The sequence below is a fragment of the Planococcus sp. CPCC 101016 genome, assembly GCF_007859295.1.
Classification (GTDB): Bacteria; Bacillota; Bacilli; order Bacillales_A; family Planococcaceae; genus Planococcus.
Map to the genome: position 1 here is coordinate 492,574 of NZ_VOHB01000002.1, position 15,994 is coordinate 508,567.

General features: G+C 44.1%; 21 protein-coding genes and 1 riboswitch. Of the genes, 14 read left to right on the top strand and 7 right to left on the bottom strand.

Annotated elements, in window-relative coordinates:
* The 3 genes from FQV26_RS02280 to FQV26_RS02290 all read left to right on the top strand — a co-directional run bounded on the left by FQV26_RS02280 (nt 1) and on the right by FQV26_RS02290 (nt 1,969).
* Nucleotides 1-669: an amino acid ABC transporter permease gene (locus tag FQV26_RS02280; RefSeq protein ID WP_146555751.1), complete on the top strand. Its 669-nt coding sequence runs from the start codon at nt 1-3 to the stop codon at nt 667-669.
* A 12-nt stretch (nt 670-681) separates the two neighbouring features.
* A complete protein-coding gene (locus FQV26_RS02285; RefSeq protein ID WP_146555752.1) occupies nt 682-1,404 on the top strand; it encodes an amino acid ABC transporter ATP-binding protein in 723 nt (240 codons plus the stop codon).
* Nucleotides 1,405-1,552: 148 nt separating this feature from the next.
* A complete protein-coding gene (locus tag FQV26_RS02290) occupies nt 1,553-1,969 on the top strand; it encodes a CBS domain-containing protein (protein ID WP_146555753.1) in 417 nt (138 codons plus the stop codon).
* Between the two features lie 50 nt (nt 1,970-2,019).
* Here the strand turns inward: FQV26_RS02290 and FQV26_RS02295 are convergent, their stop codons facing one another.
* Nucleotides 2,020-2,436 (bottom strand): hypothetical protein, encoded by a 417-nt coding sequence (locus FQV26_RS02295; RefSeq protein WP_146555754.1) that lies wholly within the window; start codon nt 2,434-2,436, stop codon nt 2,020-2,022.
* A 217-nt stretch (nt 2,437-2,653) separates the two neighbouring features.
* On the opposite strand from FQV26_RS02295, the gene FQV26_RS02300 reads away from it, so the two are divergent.
* Entirely contained in the window at nt 2,654-2,953 is a 300-nt protein-coding gene (locus FQV26_RS02300) for a cupin domain-containing protein (RefSeq protein WP_146555755.1), read from the top strand.
* Nucleotides 2,954-3,153: 200 nt separating this feature from the next.
* On the opposite strand, the gene FQV26_RS02305 is transcribed toward FQV26_RS02300, so the two are convergent.
* Nucleotides 3,154-3,870 carry a DUF6904 family protein gene (locus tag FQV26_RS02305; protein WP_146555756.1) on the bottom strand — a complete coding sequence of 239 codons (717 nt, stop codon included), beginning with the start codon at nt 3,868-3,870 and terminating at the stop codon, nt 3,154-3,156.
* Nucleotides 3,871-3,883: 13 nt separating this feature from the next.
* Entirely contained in the window at nt 3,884-4,591 is a 708-nt protein-coding gene (gene rluF / locus FQV26_RS02310) for a 23S rRNA pseudouridine(2604) synthase RluF (RefSeq protein ID WP_146555757.1), read from the bottom strand.
* 208 nt (nt 4,592-4,799) lie between these two features.
* Here rluF and adh point away from each other — a divergent pair, with 208 nt between their 5' ends.
* The 4 genes from adh (at nt 4,800) to FQV26_RS02330 (ending at nt 7,652) form a co-directional block, all read left to right on the top strand.
* Complete coding sequence (gene adh / locus FQV26_RS02315) at nt 4,800-6,320, top strand: aldehyde dehydrogenase (protein WP_146555758.1); 1,521 nt, start codon at nt 4,800-4,802, stop codon at nt 6,318-6,320.
* A 54-nt stretch (nt 6,321-6,374) separates the two neighbouring features.
* On the top strand, nt 6,375-6,737 hold the full coding sequence (locus FQV26_RS02320) for a DUF779 domain-containing protein (protein ID WP_146555759.1): 363 nt from the start codon (nt 6,375-6,377) through the stop codon (nt 6,735-6,737).
* Between the two features lie 143 nt (nt 6,738-6,880).
* Nucleotides 6,881-7,069 (top strand): hypothetical protein, encoded by a 189-nt coding sequence (locus FQV26_RS02325; RefSeq protein ID WP_146555760.1) that lies wholly within the window; start codon nt 6,881-6,883, stop codon nt 7,067-7,069.
* Nucleotides 7,062-7,652 (top strand): Fic/DOC family protein, encoded by a 591-nt coding sequence (locus FQV26_RS02330; protein WP_146555761.1) that lies wholly within the window; start codon nt 7,062-7,064, stop codon nt 7,650-7,652. The genes FQV26_RS02325 and FQV26_RS02330 overlap by 8 nt, the downstream gene beginning before the upstream one ends.
* A gap of 41 nt (nt 7,653-7,693) precedes the next feature.
* Here FQV26_RS02330 and FQV26_RS02335 read toward each other — a convergent pair whose 3' ends face one another.
* Nucleotides 7,694-8,497 carry an AAC(3) family N-acetyltransferase gene (locus tag FQV26_RS02335; protein WP_146555762.1) on the bottom strand — a complete coding sequence of 268 codons (804 nt, stop codon included), beginning with the start codon at nt 8,495-8,497 and terminating at the stop codon, nt 7,694-7,696.
* 91 nt (nt 8,498-8,588) lie between these two features.
* On the opposite strand from FQV26_RS02335, the gene FQV26_RS02340 reads away from it, so the two are divergent.
* Entirely contained in the window at nt 8,589-9,065 is a 477-nt protein-coding gene (locus FQV26_RS02340; RefSeq protein ID WP_146555763.1) for an acyl-CoA thioesterase, read from the top strand.
* A gap of 49 nt (nt 9,066-9,114) precedes the next feature.
* Here the strand turns inward: FQV26_RS02340 and FQV26_RS02345 are convergent, their stop codons facing one another.
* On the bottom strand, nt 9,115-9,630 hold the full coding sequence (locus FQV26_RS02345; protein WP_146555764.1) for a DUF421 domain-containing protein: 516 nt from the start codon (nt 9,628-9,630) through the stop codon (nt 9,115-9,117).
* 315 nt (nt 9,631-9,945) lie between these two features.
* Between FQV26_RS02345 and FQV26_RS02350 the strand changes: the two genes are divergently transcribed.
* Nucleotides 9,946-10,167, top strand: coding sequence for a hypothetical protein (locus FQV26_RS02350; RefSeq protein ID WP_146555765.1), 222 nt, complete (start codon nt 9,946-9,948; stop codon nt 10,165-10,167).
* Nucleotides 10,168-10,236: 69 nt separating this feature from the next.
* Here FQV26_RS02350 and FQV26_RS02355 read toward each other — a convergent pair whose 3' ends face one another.
* On the bottom strand, nt 10,237-11,256 hold the full coding sequence (locus tag FQV26_RS02355) for an SEC-C metal-binding domain-containing protein (protein ID WP_146555766.1): 1,020 nt from the start codon (nt 11,254-11,256) through the stop codon (nt 10,237-10,239).
* Between the two features lie 182 nt (nt 11,257-11,438).
* On the opposite strand from FQV26_RS02355, the gene lepB reads away from it, so the two are divergent.
* Nucleotides 11,439-11,972, top strand: a complete 534-nt coding sequence (gene lepB, locus FQV26_RS02360) for a signal peptidase I (protein ID WP_146555767.1) — start codon at nt 11,439-11,441, stop codon at nt 11,970-11,972.
* 76 nt (nt 11,973-12,048) lie between these two features.
* Here lepB and FQV26_RS02365 read toward each other — a convergent pair whose 3' ends face one another.
* A complete protein-coding gene (locus tag FQV26_RS02365; protein ID WP_146555768.1) occupies nt 12,049-13,212 on the bottom strand; it encodes a pyridoxal phosphate-dependent aminotransferase in 1,164 nt (387 codons plus the stop codon).
* A gap of 86 nt (nt 13,213-13,298) precedes the next feature.
* Between FQV26_RS02365 and FQV26_RS02370 the strand changes: the two genes are divergently transcribed.
* The 3 genes from FQV26_RS02370 (at nt 13,299) to FQV26_RS02380 (ending at nt 15,986) form a co-directional block, all read left to right on the top strand.
* Nucleotides 13,299-14,087, top strand: coding sequence for a carbon-nitrogen family hydrolase (locus FQV26_RS02370; RefSeq protein WP_146555769.1), 789 nt, complete (start codon nt 13,299-13,301; stop codon nt 14,085-14,087).
* Between the two features lie 51 nt (nt 14,088-14,138).
* Nucleotides 14,139-14,243, top strand: a riboswitch (SAM riboswitch).
* 68 nt (nt 14,244-14,311) lie between these two features.
* Nucleotides 14,312-15,325: a methionine ABC transporter ATP-binding protein gene (locus FQV26_RS02375; RefSeq protein WP_146555770.1), complete on the top strand. Its 1,014-nt coding sequence runs from the start codon at nt 14,312-14,314 to the stop codon at nt 15,323-15,325.
* On the top strand, nt 15,315-15,986 hold the full coding sequence (locus tag FQV26_RS02380; protein ID WP_146555771.1) for a methionine ABC transporter permease: 672 nt from the start codon (nt 15,315-15,317) through the stop codon (nt 15,984-15,986). The genes FQV26_RS02375 and FQV26_RS02380 overlap by 11 nt, the downstream gene beginning before the upstream one ends.
* Nucleotides 15,987-15,994 lie beyond the last annotated feature (8 nt).

Here is a 15,994-nt window from a genome sequence, read left to right on the forward strand (position 1 = left end):
ATGCCAGAGATATTTGTAACTGTATATGACGTATTCATGCGAACATACCCTGGATTTTTAGAGGCCACTGTCGTAACACTCCAATTGACAGCTATCGGTGTCATTTTGGGAACAGTGATTGGACTAATCTTCGCGCTGATGAAAATTTCAGGTTCAAAAATTTTACAGACTATCGCTAACATCTATATCACGATCATTCGTGGTACTCCGTTGATTGTACAGATTATGTTTTTGTATTTTGGTATTGTTGAACTTTATACAATGTCCAATTTCTGGGCTGGTGCTATAGCACTCGGTGTCCATAATGGTGCCTATATTGCGGAGATTTTCCGCGGATCGATCCAAGGCATCGATCCAGGACAGCGGGAAGCTAGTTTGTCACTCGGGATGGACCGCCGGCAGACCATGAGCCGAATCGTATTTCCACAGGCTTTGCGCCGTTCGATTCCGCCGCTTGGCAACCAATTCATCATTACGTTGAAAGATTCATCACTCGTTTACATCATCGGGGTAGCGGAAATCTTCTCTCTCGGAAACCGGGAAGCTGCACAATCATACCAGCCATTTGAATCATTCCTGGTTGTTGCGCTCTACTACCTCGTGCTTGTCATGATTTTCACATTCTTATTGCGTTTGTATGAAAACAAACTCGATGTCGACAGAGCCTAAGGAGGGACTAACATGATTATTGGAGAAAACATTCATAAATCCTTTGGTGACCTCGAGGTGCTGAAAGGCGTAGACCTTCATGTTAAACCTCAGGAAGTTGTCGTTCTTGTCGGAGTCAGCGGCTCCGGAAAAAGTACGCTTCTCAGGTGCTTCAACTTCCTTGAAATGATCAATGAAGGAAAAATTACAATTGATGGGCATACGGTCAATCCAAAAAAGGATAATCTAACAAAAATACGCGCCGAAGTTGGTATGGTGTTTCAGCATTTTAACTTGTTTCCTCATAAAACGGTATTGGAAAATGTAATAGAAGCACCTATAACCGTTAAGAAAATGAAGAAGGAACAAGCTAAAAAATTAGGAATGGAATTGCTGAAAAAGGTTGGTTTGGAAGACAAAGCCGGTGTTTACCCGAGTAAGCTTTCGGGTGGACAAAAGCAGCGTGTCGCTATTGCCCGATCACTTGCTATGCAGCCGAAAGTTATGTTATTCGATGAACCGACTTCAGCTCTCGATCCGGAATTGGTTGGAGAAGTGCTTCAGGTCATGAAGCAATTGGCTGAAGAAGGAATGACGATGGTGGTTGTCACGCATGAGATGAAGTTCGCTAAAGAAGTAGCGGATCGAATCATCATGATTGATGAAGGCAGGATCATTGAATCGGCAGATCCCAAAACCTTCTTTGAAAATCCGAAAAATGAACGGACAAAGCAATTTATTCAATTAGTTGAATAAGCTGTCGTCAAATGGGTTTAAAATACTAGTTGAGAAAGAAGGGGTCGGTTCATATGAACTGATTCCTTTTTTCTTTTAGGAATTGACGTTTGTTGCTCAACAAAACGGATAAGGTATAGTAATGAGATAATTTGAGGAGGCAGAAGGGATGAGAATCGAAGAAATCATGACGACAGATGTCGAAACGTGCATGCCCGAATCAACGCTTCAGGAAGTCGCCTCGAAAATGCGGGAAATCAACGTGGGATCTATTCCAATCTGTGAAGAAGGACGATTGGTTGGAATCGTGACAGACAGGGACATTGTCATACGCGGTTTAGCCGAACAAATTCCCAGCGATGCAGCCATATCGGAAATCTTGTCAGCGGAAGTCGTTACCGGAACGGTGGAATTGACTGTTGAGGAAGCGGCTGACTTGATGGCCGTACATAAGATCCGTCGGCTGCCGATTGTTTCGGATGACCGAGTGATTGGAATTGTTTCTTTAGGCGACTTAGCAATCAGAGACGTTTCGGCAAATCATTACGCGGAAAACACCATGATTGAAATATCTGAAATGGAATAACCGAAGCTTAAAAAAACCGGTTCATTTAAGAATCGGTTTTTTTTTGAGCATTATTCAGCTTTTTCAATCATCGAAGCAGAAATCATCGGCATATCTTCTTCGGCATTGCCTTCATAAATGCCGTCCGCTGTAATACTGTCTCCCACTTCTACAGGGGTTTCCGCCATATTTCGAATATATACTCGCATTTCTCCATCTCCCACAATAAAGGAAGGAAAGGCAATATCATCTGCCAGTTCTTCGACCGTGCCTTGTATAGAAACTCCTGTGCCTTCTTCGATACTGCCGGAAGCCAATTCTTCAAAACTTACAAACTCGGTGTCTTCTGCTTCTTCCGGAGCGGTGGGGTCCAACTCTCCTTCAGGAGCTTTTACTTCTGTCTGGCTTTCTTCAGTTACATCGGGTGCTGTCTCCCCGCATGCTGCTAAAATAAAAACCAGGCTTAATGGAATCAAAAATCTGTACATAGAAATCACGCTCCTCCAATAATTACCCTTGTTAGTTGAATATACCCTTTCTAAAACATATTTTAACCCTTCGAAGAGAACTCAACAAAGCAGCTGAACTCTTCAAACCTTCAAAAGCTGCCAGTCCTATGATTTTTGCTGTTCACTAAACGAATTACATATCTTTTCATTTGCCTGTACTGGGTGTATGGTTTGGGAAAAGGAATGAGGTGAAAAGATGGAATTGATTGAAACTCCGAATGCATTAAAAGAGAAAAGCAAACATGTCCAAAAAGCGTTAAGTTTCAGCAAAACAAAAGTTGTTAACATCCAGTTGCAGGCTGGAGAAGAGATTGCTGAACATGACTCACCCGCTGATGTCATCATTATCGTCCGCAGTGGGAAAGTTTTATTTTCAGTGGAAGGGGAGACGGTGGAGGCTGCACCTGATAATATTCTCCACATGAGCCCAAAGGAAAAGCATAGCCTGACAGCAATTGAGCCAAGCGATTTACTGGTTCTGCAAATTACTCCATGAAAAAAGCTCACGCTGACAATGCGTGGGCTTTTGTATGTTAAAAATTCAATTGTTTATATAGCGCTTCCGCTTTTATAATTGTCCAGCTCCAGCGCCCAGCTCTTTGGGTCATAAGCCAACCCGGCTGTGCAGCAAAGAACGCCGCTTCGCCGGTCTGTCTTATGCCCGTCAGAGCTACATGGGCGCTTTCGCTTTTCTTGTTACCATTCAAAATTTTCGGGGTACTCTGCCTTTATAGGGATTTCGTGTATCGATTTTTTGTAAGGTGTGGCGGCAGTTAGGAGTTGGTTGCGAAAAGCTGTATAGTCCTGGTCTTGTATTGCAATTTTCATAGCAATAGCCGATAAGCTCTGTTCGCGCTGCTGTTTGGTCATATCGATGTATTTCAAATTCAAGAAGTCGACGTACTGGACTGCATAATCATTCACTGTCACCGGCTGATTGAAGGCTTTCACTATCAGCTCAAATTCTTCCTGGGGCACATGTCCCTGCAAGCAATCAAGAACTAATGACTGAAACCGGAAAATGACCGGCAAATGGATATCCCATAGGGGGAATTGTTTTTCTTCCTGATAGAATTTAACGAAATCCTTCAAGGCGATGGCGGCATAAATTAATTCTGGCCATAGCACTTCAGCAGAAAAGTATATGTTCTTATCGGGTGCAATAAACCCGTGCTGCTTCATCGTATGTTCATGCAGACCATTAAAGACAAAATCGACATTGCGGTCGCCTTGGACTGCATGGCGAATTTCATAGGAAATGCCGAGGATACGCATACGGGATCCTTCATAGCCGTAATATTGGTCTTCTTTGCCTACCACCCTGTAAATAGCCTGATTGAGTTCATCCAGGTCGAAGTAGTCCCCGCTAATTTTAACGCCAGTATGATTCGGCGTGCTTTTCATCGTCAGCATGTCAGTATCCTCCTTAGCGTTTCGGTGTGTATTCGAGTTGATTGAATAATTCGTTGCGCTCTGCTTCGGTCAAATCGCGCCATTCACCGACAGCTAAGTCACCTAATTGGATATTCATGATGCGGACTCTCTGTAAATTGCGGACTTCATACCCCAGCGCTGTACACATGCGGCGTATCTGACGGTTCAAACCTTGACGCAATGTTAGTTTAAAAGTATACGCAGAGAGTTTGACGGCTTTTGCCGGAAGCGTCTTCGTATCAAGAATTTCCACGCCTTCTTCCATTTTTGCTATAAAGGATTCTGTAATAGGCATGTCGACTTTAACGATGTATTCCTTTTCGTGCTCATTTTCAGCCCGCAGAATTTCGTTGACGATATCCCCATCGTTAGTCAATAGGATGAGTCCTTCCGAATCTTTATCAAGCCGTCCTATATGGAAGATGCGCTCAGGATGGTTAACAAAGTCAACAATGTTCCCTTCAATATGGCGTTCTGTTGTACTGGTGATGCCCACCGGTTTATTTAAGGCCAAATAGACATATTGCTGTTTTGGCTGTTCGATGATTTGACCATCGACGCGAACTTCATCTTTTAGTTCGACTTTGCTGCCGAGTTCGGCCGTTTGTCCATTAATGGTCACCCGACCGGCCTCAATAAATTTATCGGCTCCTCGCCGTGAAGTGATTCCTGTCTCGCTTAAAAACTTATTGATTCGCATACTAAATTCCTCTCAGTTCTAAATTTCCTAGTCTCGCTCTCATTATACATCAACCGAACAGGCGAATAAAAAATTTCGACGTTTCACAGTTGCAATTTTTCGATTAGTTTGACAATATAGAAGGGAAGCTGTTATTGATGCGCCCAGGTATTTTGGATTATTGTAAGCGTGTACATAATAGTAATACGAGTAAAGGGGAGAAATGGGAATGGTCTATGCAATGCCAAACACAGAAGGTTCAAAAATTACGTTTAAAGACAAGTATGAGAACTTTATAAACGGAGAGTGGAAAGCGCCGGTCAAAGGGCAATACTTCGAGAACGTTTCACCGGTAACAGGCAAGAAGTTTACGGAAATAGCCCGCTCAACCGCTGAAGACGTAGAACTGGCTCTTGACGCAGCACATGCTGCAAAAGACGCATGGGGCAAAACTTCGGTCACTGAACGTGCCAATGCACTGCTGAAGATTGCAGACCGGATGGAGCAGAATCTGGAAATGTTGGCAGTTGCAGAAACTTGGGATAACGGCAAAGCGGTGCGTGAAACATTAAATGCCGATTTGCCGTTGGCAATTGATCATTTCCGTTATTTCGCTGGAGCAATCCGCGCGCAGGAAGGGTCATTGAGCCAAATCGACAACGATACGGTAGCATACCACTTCCATGAACCGCTTGGTGTTGTTGGACAAATCATTCCATGGAATTTCCCGATATTAATGGCTGTCTGGAAACTGGCTCCTGCTCTTGCTGCCGGTAACTGTGTCGTATTGAAGCCTGCTGAGCAGACGCCGGCAAGTATTCTTGTGTTAGCTGAACTGATCGGTGACATTCTGCCTCCGGGAGTTTTGAACATCGTCAACGGATTTGGTCTTGAAACAGGGAAACCGCTTGCTTCCAGCCCGCGTATCAGTAAAGTGGCATTTACAGGTGAAACGACTACAGGGCGTATGATCATGCAATACGCTTCACAGAACCTGATTCCGGTAACGTTGGAGCTTGGCGGCAAATCACCGAATATCTTCTTCAAAGATGTAATGGACCAGGATGATGCGTTCCTTGATAAAGCGATTGAAGGATTTGTCATGTTTGCTTTGAACCAAGGCGAAGTATGTACATGTCCATCTCGTGTATTGATTCAGGAAGACATTTATGACGAATTTATGGAACGTGCAATAAAGCGTGTAGAAGCAATTAAGACCGGAAATCCGCTTGATCCTGAAACAATGATGGGAGCACAGGCTTCCATGGAACAAATGGAGAAAATCCAATCTTATTTGGATATCGGCAAGCAAGAAGGCGCATTGGTTCTTGCGGGAGGCGATCGCAACGGCTTGGACGGCGAACTGTCTGAAGGCTTCTATATTCAGCCGACCGTATTTAAAGGCCATAACAAGATGCGTATTTTCCAGGAAGAGATTTTTGGGCCGGTTGTCTCTGTAACGACATTTAAAACGAAAGAAGAAGCGCTTGAACTTGCAAATGATACCTTATACGGATTGGGAGCTGGAATCTGGACGCGCGATACCAATACAGCTTACCGCTTCGGACGCGGCATCCAGGCTGGACGTGTGTGGACGAATTGCTACCATCAGTACCCAGCCCACGCAGCATTCGGCGGTTACAAAATGTCCGGCTTCGGCCGTGAAAACCATCTGATGATGCTCAACCACTATCAGCAGACAAAAAATATGCTGGTCAGCTACAGTGAAGACAAGCAAGGGTTCTTTTGATTCTGCGGCATTGCCAGTTGGAATTTTAAGAGGAAAAGGAAAGTAGGGATAGCAATGGTCGAACGCGTAATTGCGACAGATGCTGCTATTGAATTGATCCAATTGCTGAAGGAAAAGCACGGACCGGTCATGTTTCATCAGTCAGGGGGCTGCTGTGACGGCAGTTCACCCATGTGTTACCCTGAAGGCGATTTGTTCATAGGAGATCAGGATGTCCTAATGGGTGTGATCGGGGACAGCAAATTCTATATGCATAAAAACCAATTCGATTATTGGAGCCATACCCAGTTAATCATTGATGTGGTACCCGGTCGGGGTGGAATGTTTTCCTTAGAAGGAGTGGAAGGCAAGCGGTTTTTGACAAGATCGAGAGCCTTCACTGCTGAAGAAACGAAGGAATTGCAGGAGCAGATTTAAACGGAACCAGATGCCTAGGCATCTGGTTTTTTTATTGTCCGTCAATGCTGAAAATATGCTTAAAACCTTTATAAATCAAGGGGTGAAGATAGAATTCATACCGGAAAAATGGTATAATTTCAACATGAAAGGTGGTCATCGAATTGACGAAATTAGTGAACCGAGTTTCCCATGAACAAGCCAATCACGCGATCTCCTGCGCTTCACATTCTCTGGTTACGGAAGGATTTAATGTGACAAGTGAGGATGAGAATTTTGTTCGGTCGGTATTGACTGGTGAACGGACGGAAGCACAATTCCATCAGGCCATCAAAAGGAAGTTCGATGTCTAAGTATCAGCATGCCTCCATGTATTGCTATCCCGGGACTGATGTGTTGATTAATTTGTTTGATATACAGGATGAAGAAAAATTGAAGGAATTGGAGAAAGTCTACTCCTTGCTTCGTCTGTCGGAATTGCAGATACAGAAGCCGGCAGACCCTATGGATGTAGAAGCATTTTTAGCCATTCATCGATATCTTCTTCAAGACGTCTACCCATTTGCGGGTGAGTTGCGAAAGGAAATGATTTCTAAAGGCTCTTCTTCTTTTGCTCATCCCAAACACATTGAGACACATTTGCTGAAAATTTTTGATGAATTGAAGGAAGAGAATTATTTGAAGGAGTTGCCGCGCAATCAGCTGATTTCACGGCTTGCTTATTTTCTTTCGGAATTGAATGCACTTCATCCTTTTCGCGAAGGCAATGGCCGGAGTGTCCGTGAATTTGCGCGCCGCCTAATGATGAATGCCGGTTACCGGCTGGATTGGGAAAAGGTTTCTGAACCTGCAGAAATCATCAATGCTTTTGTTGATTCGTTCAATAAAGACAACAAGCGGCTTGAAACACTATTGGACGACATTGTTACTCCATAGAAAATGCCAGTTGCTCGGAGAGCGCTGGCATTTTCTATGCTTTACGATACAGGATTTCTGCGAAGCCACTCGATGCCAAATTCGACGAGGGGCTTCATGTCCACAAGGCGGGTTTGGGCTTGCCCTAATTTGCCTTCAACGACATCGCCAGGAAAGGCTTTAGCAATCTCAGGAAAGCGGTCTGAATCCATATCCACACAGTCATATGTCTGCCAGACCCTTTGGCCGTCAAGTGAAATTGCTGCGCCTTGCGGGGAAGTCGAACGGTTTTCCTGTACGAATTCAGCATAGTGGAGAGCTGTACATGAATCAAAGCCGACACCAATCAATAAAATTTTCACTTGTTCCTCCATCATTTTGGCAAGCGGAGAGTTTTTCCCGAAGGAATCTTCAAGCGGCTGTTCATTCATCCAAACGCCCGCCTTGCTCCCCCATGCCATAAAGGAATGGGAGGGATGCGGACTTCGGATAGTCATTGGATGCCGGTGGAAACATTCGGCAATCTTGCCCATGCCGCGCAATCCACTTAAGTGGGGATCAAAGGCAGGCAGATGATCACGGATTGGCTGATGCCAATTTTCAGGAACCGGCGGCTCCATCCAGTAAACAGGGTCTGAATTGTCCACAGACTGGGCGGGCATGATTAAGGTCCCCGAATCAGTAATGGTTTCCATTAAAGCTTCTACGACGGCCTGAGCGCTTCCAGAGATCCACCCCATGGATTTTAATGAGGCATGCACCATCAAGGCGTCGCCCTTAGTAATGCCGAGTTGATGAAATTGGTGTTTTAAAGTCTCTTTTGACTGGAATTCAGGTGTGTTTAAAATATTCAATAACTCTGACATAAACTATCCCTCCGATTTCACTATATTATAAAGGAAAGCCTGCTGTTTTGGAAAACCTCTGTCAGCGGCAATAGAGAAAGGAATGATGATCATGGAAGCAAAACCGATGAAAGAATCGAGAACCATTCAAACAAAATTGGTACTCCCGCCGGACACCAATCACATGGACTCCATTTTTGGGGGCAAGGTCTTGGCCTATATTGATGAGATTGCAGGAATTACGGCAATGAAGCATGCGCGCCGGCAAGTAGTAGTGACAGCATCTATCGATTCGGTGGATTTTCTTTCCTCTGCACGAGTAGGAGATGTATTGGAACTGGAAGCTAATGTTACTTCAACTGGACGGACTTCCATGGAAGTATATGTTCGGGTCAAGTCGAAGAATTTGCAAACAGGTGAAGAAAAGCTGACGACCGAATCGTTTTTAACAATGGTGGCAATGGGAGACGATGGCAAACCGACTCCGGTACCGCCTGTTCTGCCGGAATCACCGGGTGAAAAGCTCTTTTTCGAATCAGCCCCTGCAAGACGTGAACACCGAAAAATGCGCGTGAAGACACCAAGATAACAGCAAAAGGTGCATGGAAGAATCCATGCACCTTTTGTATCGGCAAGTATTAACTGACCGATTCACTTTCTGATTTAACATTTGCCAGCGTATTGCCGGGTTCGCTGCTGATAACTGACATGCTGCCATCCGTTTCAAGAACAACCGCTTTTACTTTTTCAGTAGATCCAAACCCAGTATTGCGGATGGCCTGTAGGATTTCAATTTCTTTAATCCTCTCTTTTTTCATGGCATTTCTCAGGAATTGTCCATCCAAGAACAGCAGGCGGGGTTCTGACTTGATGATATTGTTAAACCAATTGGAATGAACGGAAAGAAGGGTAAATACATACTGCAAAAGGATTAATAATGCAAAAGCAGTCAACCCTTCAAGAAGGCTGACATCTTTGCTTAATAAAATTGTGGCCAATGTCGAACCCAAAGCTACAGTTACAACCAAATCAAACGCATTTAATTTAGTTAATGTGCGTTTGCCTGAAATACGCAGGAAAATTACTAGCCCAACATAGGCTAAGAAACCGACTGTAACGATTCGGATAAAACTGTCGAAAGTAATTTCAAACATGTTTGCCCTCCTTTTATCTAAAGAAATTAATAAATTTATCCACATGTTGATAAGTTTTATTTATGCAAGAATATCAACAAAATTCACACATCTTATCCACATAACACACACAAATGGTGCATTAAATGTGCATAAGAATGAATATGAGGAAATTTTTATGTGGAAATCTCCCTTTTCAGGGAGTATTCCTGCTACTAATGTGTTTCCCTTTCTAGTTATCAACAAACGCATTAGGACAGTAAATGCTTGCAAGGGTTCATTTTTTTCGCAGCGGGAATAGAATGGATAATCTGATTTTGGTTGGAGGCTAGTAGAATGAAATCTTTCTTGAACTTGCTCCGTTATTCGGGGTTGGTTGTTTTTGCCGTAGGCATTTTCTTATTATTGCTTACATTGGTCAATTGGGCATCTGGTTTCACCGATGCTACATGGTTTCAGCTGTATTTTATCCGCTTGTATTTATTTCTCACAGTTTCGGGAATTTTGCTTTATATCCTTATCACGTTCCGAAGAAAAGACGATAAAAAAAAGGAGTAGCCGGAGCTACTCCTTTTCGCTGCTTCAAGGCCATTAGAAAACAAAGAAGGATTCCTGGCTGAATGAAACTTATTTTTTTGCTAACAATTCTTCGAAATAAGCGCCGAATTCTTTTGACCGCTTCAAAATGGTGCTTGAAGATACGCCGAATTTTTCGCTTAAATCTTTTGCTGACAACATTGGGCCTTTAACCAGTTCGTGATCCTGAAGGAATCTCCAATATCCGGCTACTAGAGCTTCCGGTTTCTGGACAGTTGGCTGCTGGCTTACAAGATAGCTGTTTAGGATGCTTGTGATATTGCTGATTGTTTCTTCATCGAATTCAGCTTGCTCGATGTGTTTATCGAGTTCTGTCATGACCGAATCGTGTTCCGGAGAAAGCTGGATGCTTTCTTCGACACTTCCTGTTGAATACTTGACGATTTGCTCGACTACCGCCAAGTAATTATCGCGTAGATAGCTTTCGTCTTGTGAAGCGTTATCGGCAGCAATTTGTGATTTCAATTGTTCGAAGAACGGATTGAATTCTCCGACGATCGTTAAATAGCCGTTAAGGAATAAAACGCCGTTTTTTCCAACACGGGAGTCCGGAAGAAGGATTGCCAATAAGCCTTGTCCGTTTTCCATATCAGTTGGTGGCTGATCTGCCATTTCAAGTGTTTCACCCGTAAAGATGTTTGTGAACTGAGCAGTTTCTGTATCGCCTTTGATGTATTGGCCAAGGAATACTTTTACATCTCTCCAGTTTTCAAGCACTTCTTTAGTTGAAGGGCGTTGGGCAAGTTCAATTTGTTTTGTCAAAAAGTCTTCCCACAGCTCCGGTTTTTTCATAAACAGGAAATTTTCAATAACAAATGCCTGTGCATCGTTTTCAGCCATTGATTGCATCAAACGTGGCTGCCAAGCTTGTTGTAATTCACGAAATTCTGCAAGTTGCTCCTGATTCGGGTTTTCCGAGAAGAACTGCTGGCGTACTTTGAACAGTTCATCATTCACCAAATCATTGATGGAAACAGTTTGCTGTTTTCCGTGACATTTCTTGTATTTCTTGCCGCTGCCGCATGGGCATGGATCATTTCTTCCTACCATTCTAATCACCTACATTTTTTATTGAGTGTAACATAAAATTGCGATACGCTCAAAAGTCTGACGATTCAGACGCCGTTGCCTCTATGGAGACAGCAAATGTTAAATGGGATAAGCCAAAAGTATGCACAAAGTTGATGCGGTATTATAATAAAAGGAAATAAGTAGGAGCAGGAGGGAACAATGTGTATGATGATCCGGTAAAAGAAGCAATTTCCTGGATGCGTGTCATTTTTATGACTGTGCTTCTTGTCGTGGCATCCAGACATTTCCTTTTTGAGCCTGTAGCTGTTCATGGTGAATCGATGATGCCCACATTTGAGGACGATGACAAAGTCATGCTAGTGAAAATCTATACAATAGAGAATTTTGATATGATTGTCTTTACCGCACCCAATGGAGTTAATTTTATTAAACGCGTGATTGGTGTTCCTGGTGACCGTATATCCATGAAGGATGACCAATTGTATGTGAATGGCAAGCCAGAAGCCGAACCTTATTTAGATAAGAACCGGGAAATGGCTCATCAACAAGGTTTTGAAAAGTTGACTGATGATTTTCAGGAATTTATCGTGCCGGCCGAATCTTATTATGTATTGGGGGATAACCGATTGAATAGCATGGATTCAAGAGTAATAGGCTTTATTTCCAAAGAATCCATCATCGGTGAAGTGAAGATCAGGCTTTCTCCTCTCGAACATATCGGGATCGTCAAATGATGCACAAACGCTCTATAAGTTTATGAAATGCAAAAAGGACAGTGGCCTATTTTCTGCCACCTGTCCTTTTTGAGTTTCAAAAAATGTTTAAACGGTCAATTCGGTTTATTGCCTCCATGATACGGGATTCGTCGACCAATAATCCCACACGTACAAAACCTTCTCCGCCATTTCCGAAGCCGCTGCCTGCGGCAACTGAAATGTCCGCTTTCTCAAGCAAGTAATCAGCGAATTCGACACTGGTAAAGCCCGCGGGAACAGGCAGCCATGCAAAGAAAGAGCCTTGCGGAGCTTTGATTTCCCAGCCGATGCGCGAACATTCGGCAACCAGTACATTGCGGCGTTTTTCATAGAGATCCACCAGATCGTCCACGCATTGCTGGTCAGCGGTCAGGGCTTCAGCAGCAGCCAATTGGACTGCCGGAAATAAACCTGCGAATAGATGATCTTGAATCAAGTTCAAGGCTTCGATCATTTTGGAATTGCCAACAGCAAATCCAATGCGCCAACCGGCCATATTATAGGTTTTCGATAAAGTATACATCTCGATGCCGACTTCTTTTGCTCCTTCGGATTGGAGGAAGCTCACCGGTTTTTTTCCTTCAAAGCCCACAGCGCCATATGCAAAGTCGTGGACGACAGCAATGCCATTGTCTTTTGCAAAGGCGACGGTCTCATCAAAAAAGTCTCCATTCGCCACGGCTCCTGTCGGGTTGTTTGGGTAATTCAGATACATCAGCTTTGCACGCGTTCGGGTGGATTCCGGTAGGTCACCGTAGTCCGGCAAATAGCCATTTTCAGGATTTAACCGCATCAGTTCATAGTCAATGTCAGCAAGCGGCGCTCCGGACAGGTAATCAGGATAGCCAGGGTCCGGGAGCAGCAATAGATCCTGTGGATTCAATAATGCTAACGGCAGTTCGACAAGGCCGATTTTTGTCCCGGCTAGGATAGCTACTTCCAAATCGGGATCGACATCGACACCGTATTCGCGTTTGTAGAAATCCACTGCCGCTTGGCGCAGCTCTGAAATCCCGCGAAAAGGTGAATACTTATGAGTTCTTGGATCGGCAGCTGCTGTTTGCAGCGCTTTGATGATATGGTCAGGGGTGGGTTGGTCGGGATTGCCCTGGCCAAGATTTATAACATCGCGCCCTTCGGCGATGGCTTTGCTTGTTTTAGCAACCAATGAAGCGAAAAATTGAGTAGGCAGGTTTTGCAGTCGATTTGAAAAGTCCATATGATTCTCCTTGTTTTCGAAATAATTGCACATCTATCCCAAATCTTATAGAGTTGAAGGTAACTTGTCTAGTGGAGGAGAAAATTATGAAAATTGCATGCGTTCAGATGGATATTGCTTTTGGAGAGCCGGAACTGAATTATCAGCGGGTCATGGATTATTTAAGAGAAGCGGCTGCAAACGGAGCAGATACCATCGTTTTGCCTGAAATGTGGAACACCGGCTATGCATTGACGGAGCTAGAGACCTTGGCGGACAGTTCGAACCGGACAGTGGAGCTGCTAAAGAGTTTTGCAAAAGAGCACGCTGTCAATATTGTTGGGGGCTCTGTTTCGACAAAAAAAAATGAAGGCTTTTACAACACTATGTATGTCGTAGACAAAAACGGTGAACTGATTTCGGAATACAACAAAGCGCACCGTTTCGGTTTGATGGATGAGCATATCCATCTTGAGGAAGGCAATTCACTGGGCACTTTCAAATTGGAAAACATTGTTTATGGCGGAGTCATCTGCTACGACATCCGTTTTCCAGAATGGATTCGTGCGCAAGCGCTGAATGGGGCAAAACTTATTTTTGTATCAGCCGAATGGCCGGAAGCACGAATTGACCATTGGCGCATCCTGTTGCAGGCACGCGCCATTGAGAACCAATGCTTTATCGTTGCAGTGAACCGCATCGGCAGTGACCCGAAAAATGAATTCGGCGGCAGCACTATGGTGATTGCGCCTTGGGGAGAAATTCGCTTGGATATGAAAAAGCAGGAAGGTATCGCGTATGTAGAACTTGATTTGGAAGAAGTGGAAGAAGTCCGGAAGCGGATTCCGGTTTTTGATGATCGCCGCGTACAATTGTATGAAAAGTTCAAAAAGTAGATTGACACGTCGTATTTATGTCTGTAACATAAAATTCAGTTAAATAACGTAAACTTATCAAGAGAGACTGAGGGACAGGCCCTATGACGTCCGGCAACCCCCGATTGGGAAGGTGCCAAATCCAACGGAACATGAAAATGTTCCGAAAGATAAGTCGAGAAACTAAATTTTTCGATGCTTCTTTCTTGATGAAAGAGGCATCTTTTTATTGGCGGGAGGAAGCTATGATACAGATTGAGAAATTGACGAAAACTTACACAACTAAGCATGGCACCGTCACCGGCGTAGATAATGTTTCAGTGAAAATCGGAAAAGGCGAAATTTTTGGAATTGTCGGCTACTCAGGCGCCGGCAAAAGTTCATTGATCCGGTGCATTAATTTGCTTGAACGGCCAACTTCAGGGAGCGTTACAGTAGACGGAAAAGATTTAACTCGATTGAACGGCAATGGACTGAGAAAAGCGCGTTTGAAAATCGGCATGATCTTCCAGCATTTTTACTTGATTAGCCAGAAGACGGTTTATGACAATATCGCTTTTGCGCTTCGGGCGGCAGGTACTCCTGCTAAAAATATTAAAAACCGTGTAGAAGAGCTGTTGGATATGGTGGGCTTATCCGATAAGCGGGATGTCTATCCAGCGCAGTTGAGCGGGGGGCAAAAACAGCGCGTCGGAATCGCGCGTGCACTTGCCAATAATCCGGCAGTACTGCTTTGCGATGAAGCGACATCTGCACTCGACCCGAATACCACTTTATCCATATTGCGGCTATTGAAAGACATTAACCGTAAATTGAATATCACAATTGTACTAATCACGCATGAGATGAATGTGGTTAAGGAAATTTGTGATCGAATGGCTGTTATGCAGGGAGGGCGCGTCATTGAAGAAGGTCAGGTTTATGACATTTTTGCAGACCCGCAAAAGGAATTAACGAAGGAATTCATCTCCAGCGTTGTATCGTTCAATGTTCCGGAGCATATTTTGAGCGGATTTACCGGAACAGTGGTGAAAGTGCTGTTTAAGGGCAATGTGGCAGGTGAAGGGGTAATTTCCGATATGCTTCAGGACTACCCGGTAAAAGGCAACTTTCTGCATGGGGCGATTGAATATATTCAAGAACGGCCTCTTGGTATTTTTATTATGGAATTGAAGGGTGCTTCGTCGGATGTAATGGCCGCGCTGAAGTATATGGAAAGCAGATCAGCAATTGTGGAGGTGATTCCGAATGGGCATTGAATGGGGACGAATTATTGAGCTTTGGCCGGAAATTCAGACGGCATTTTTTCAAACCTTGACCATGATTGGCATCTCGTTATCTGTAGCATTGGTTGTTGGCTTGCCATTGGGCATCTTATTATTCATCACAGACAGAGGTTTATTTCTCGAAAATCGACCGGTTAATTCCGTAGTCGGTTTCATTGTCAACATCGTGCGCTCCATTCCATTCATTATCCTATTGGTGGCACTTATCCCGTTGACGAAGTTCATTACGGGAACGACAATCGGACCGATAGCGGCCAGTGTATCATTATCTGTTGCAGCGATTCCTTTTTTTGCAAGAATTGTGGAAACCTCGCTTCGTGATATTGATAAAGGAGTCATTGAAGCAGCGATTGCAGTTGGAGCTACGCCGTGGATGATTATTAAAGACGTTCTGTTGCCCGAGGCGAAAGCGAGCATCGTTCAAGGTGTGACCTTGACCATCATCAGCCTAGTCGCCTATTCAGCAATGGCTGGTGTCGTGGGAGGCGGAGGCATTGGTGATTTGGCTATCCGCTTCGGCTATTACCGGTACGACAACACCATTATGATTGTCACAGTCGTTATTTTGATTGTGCTGGTCCAATTGATTCAGCAAGCAGGAGATTACACAGCGAAGGCTATCGATAAACGATAAGGGGAGAA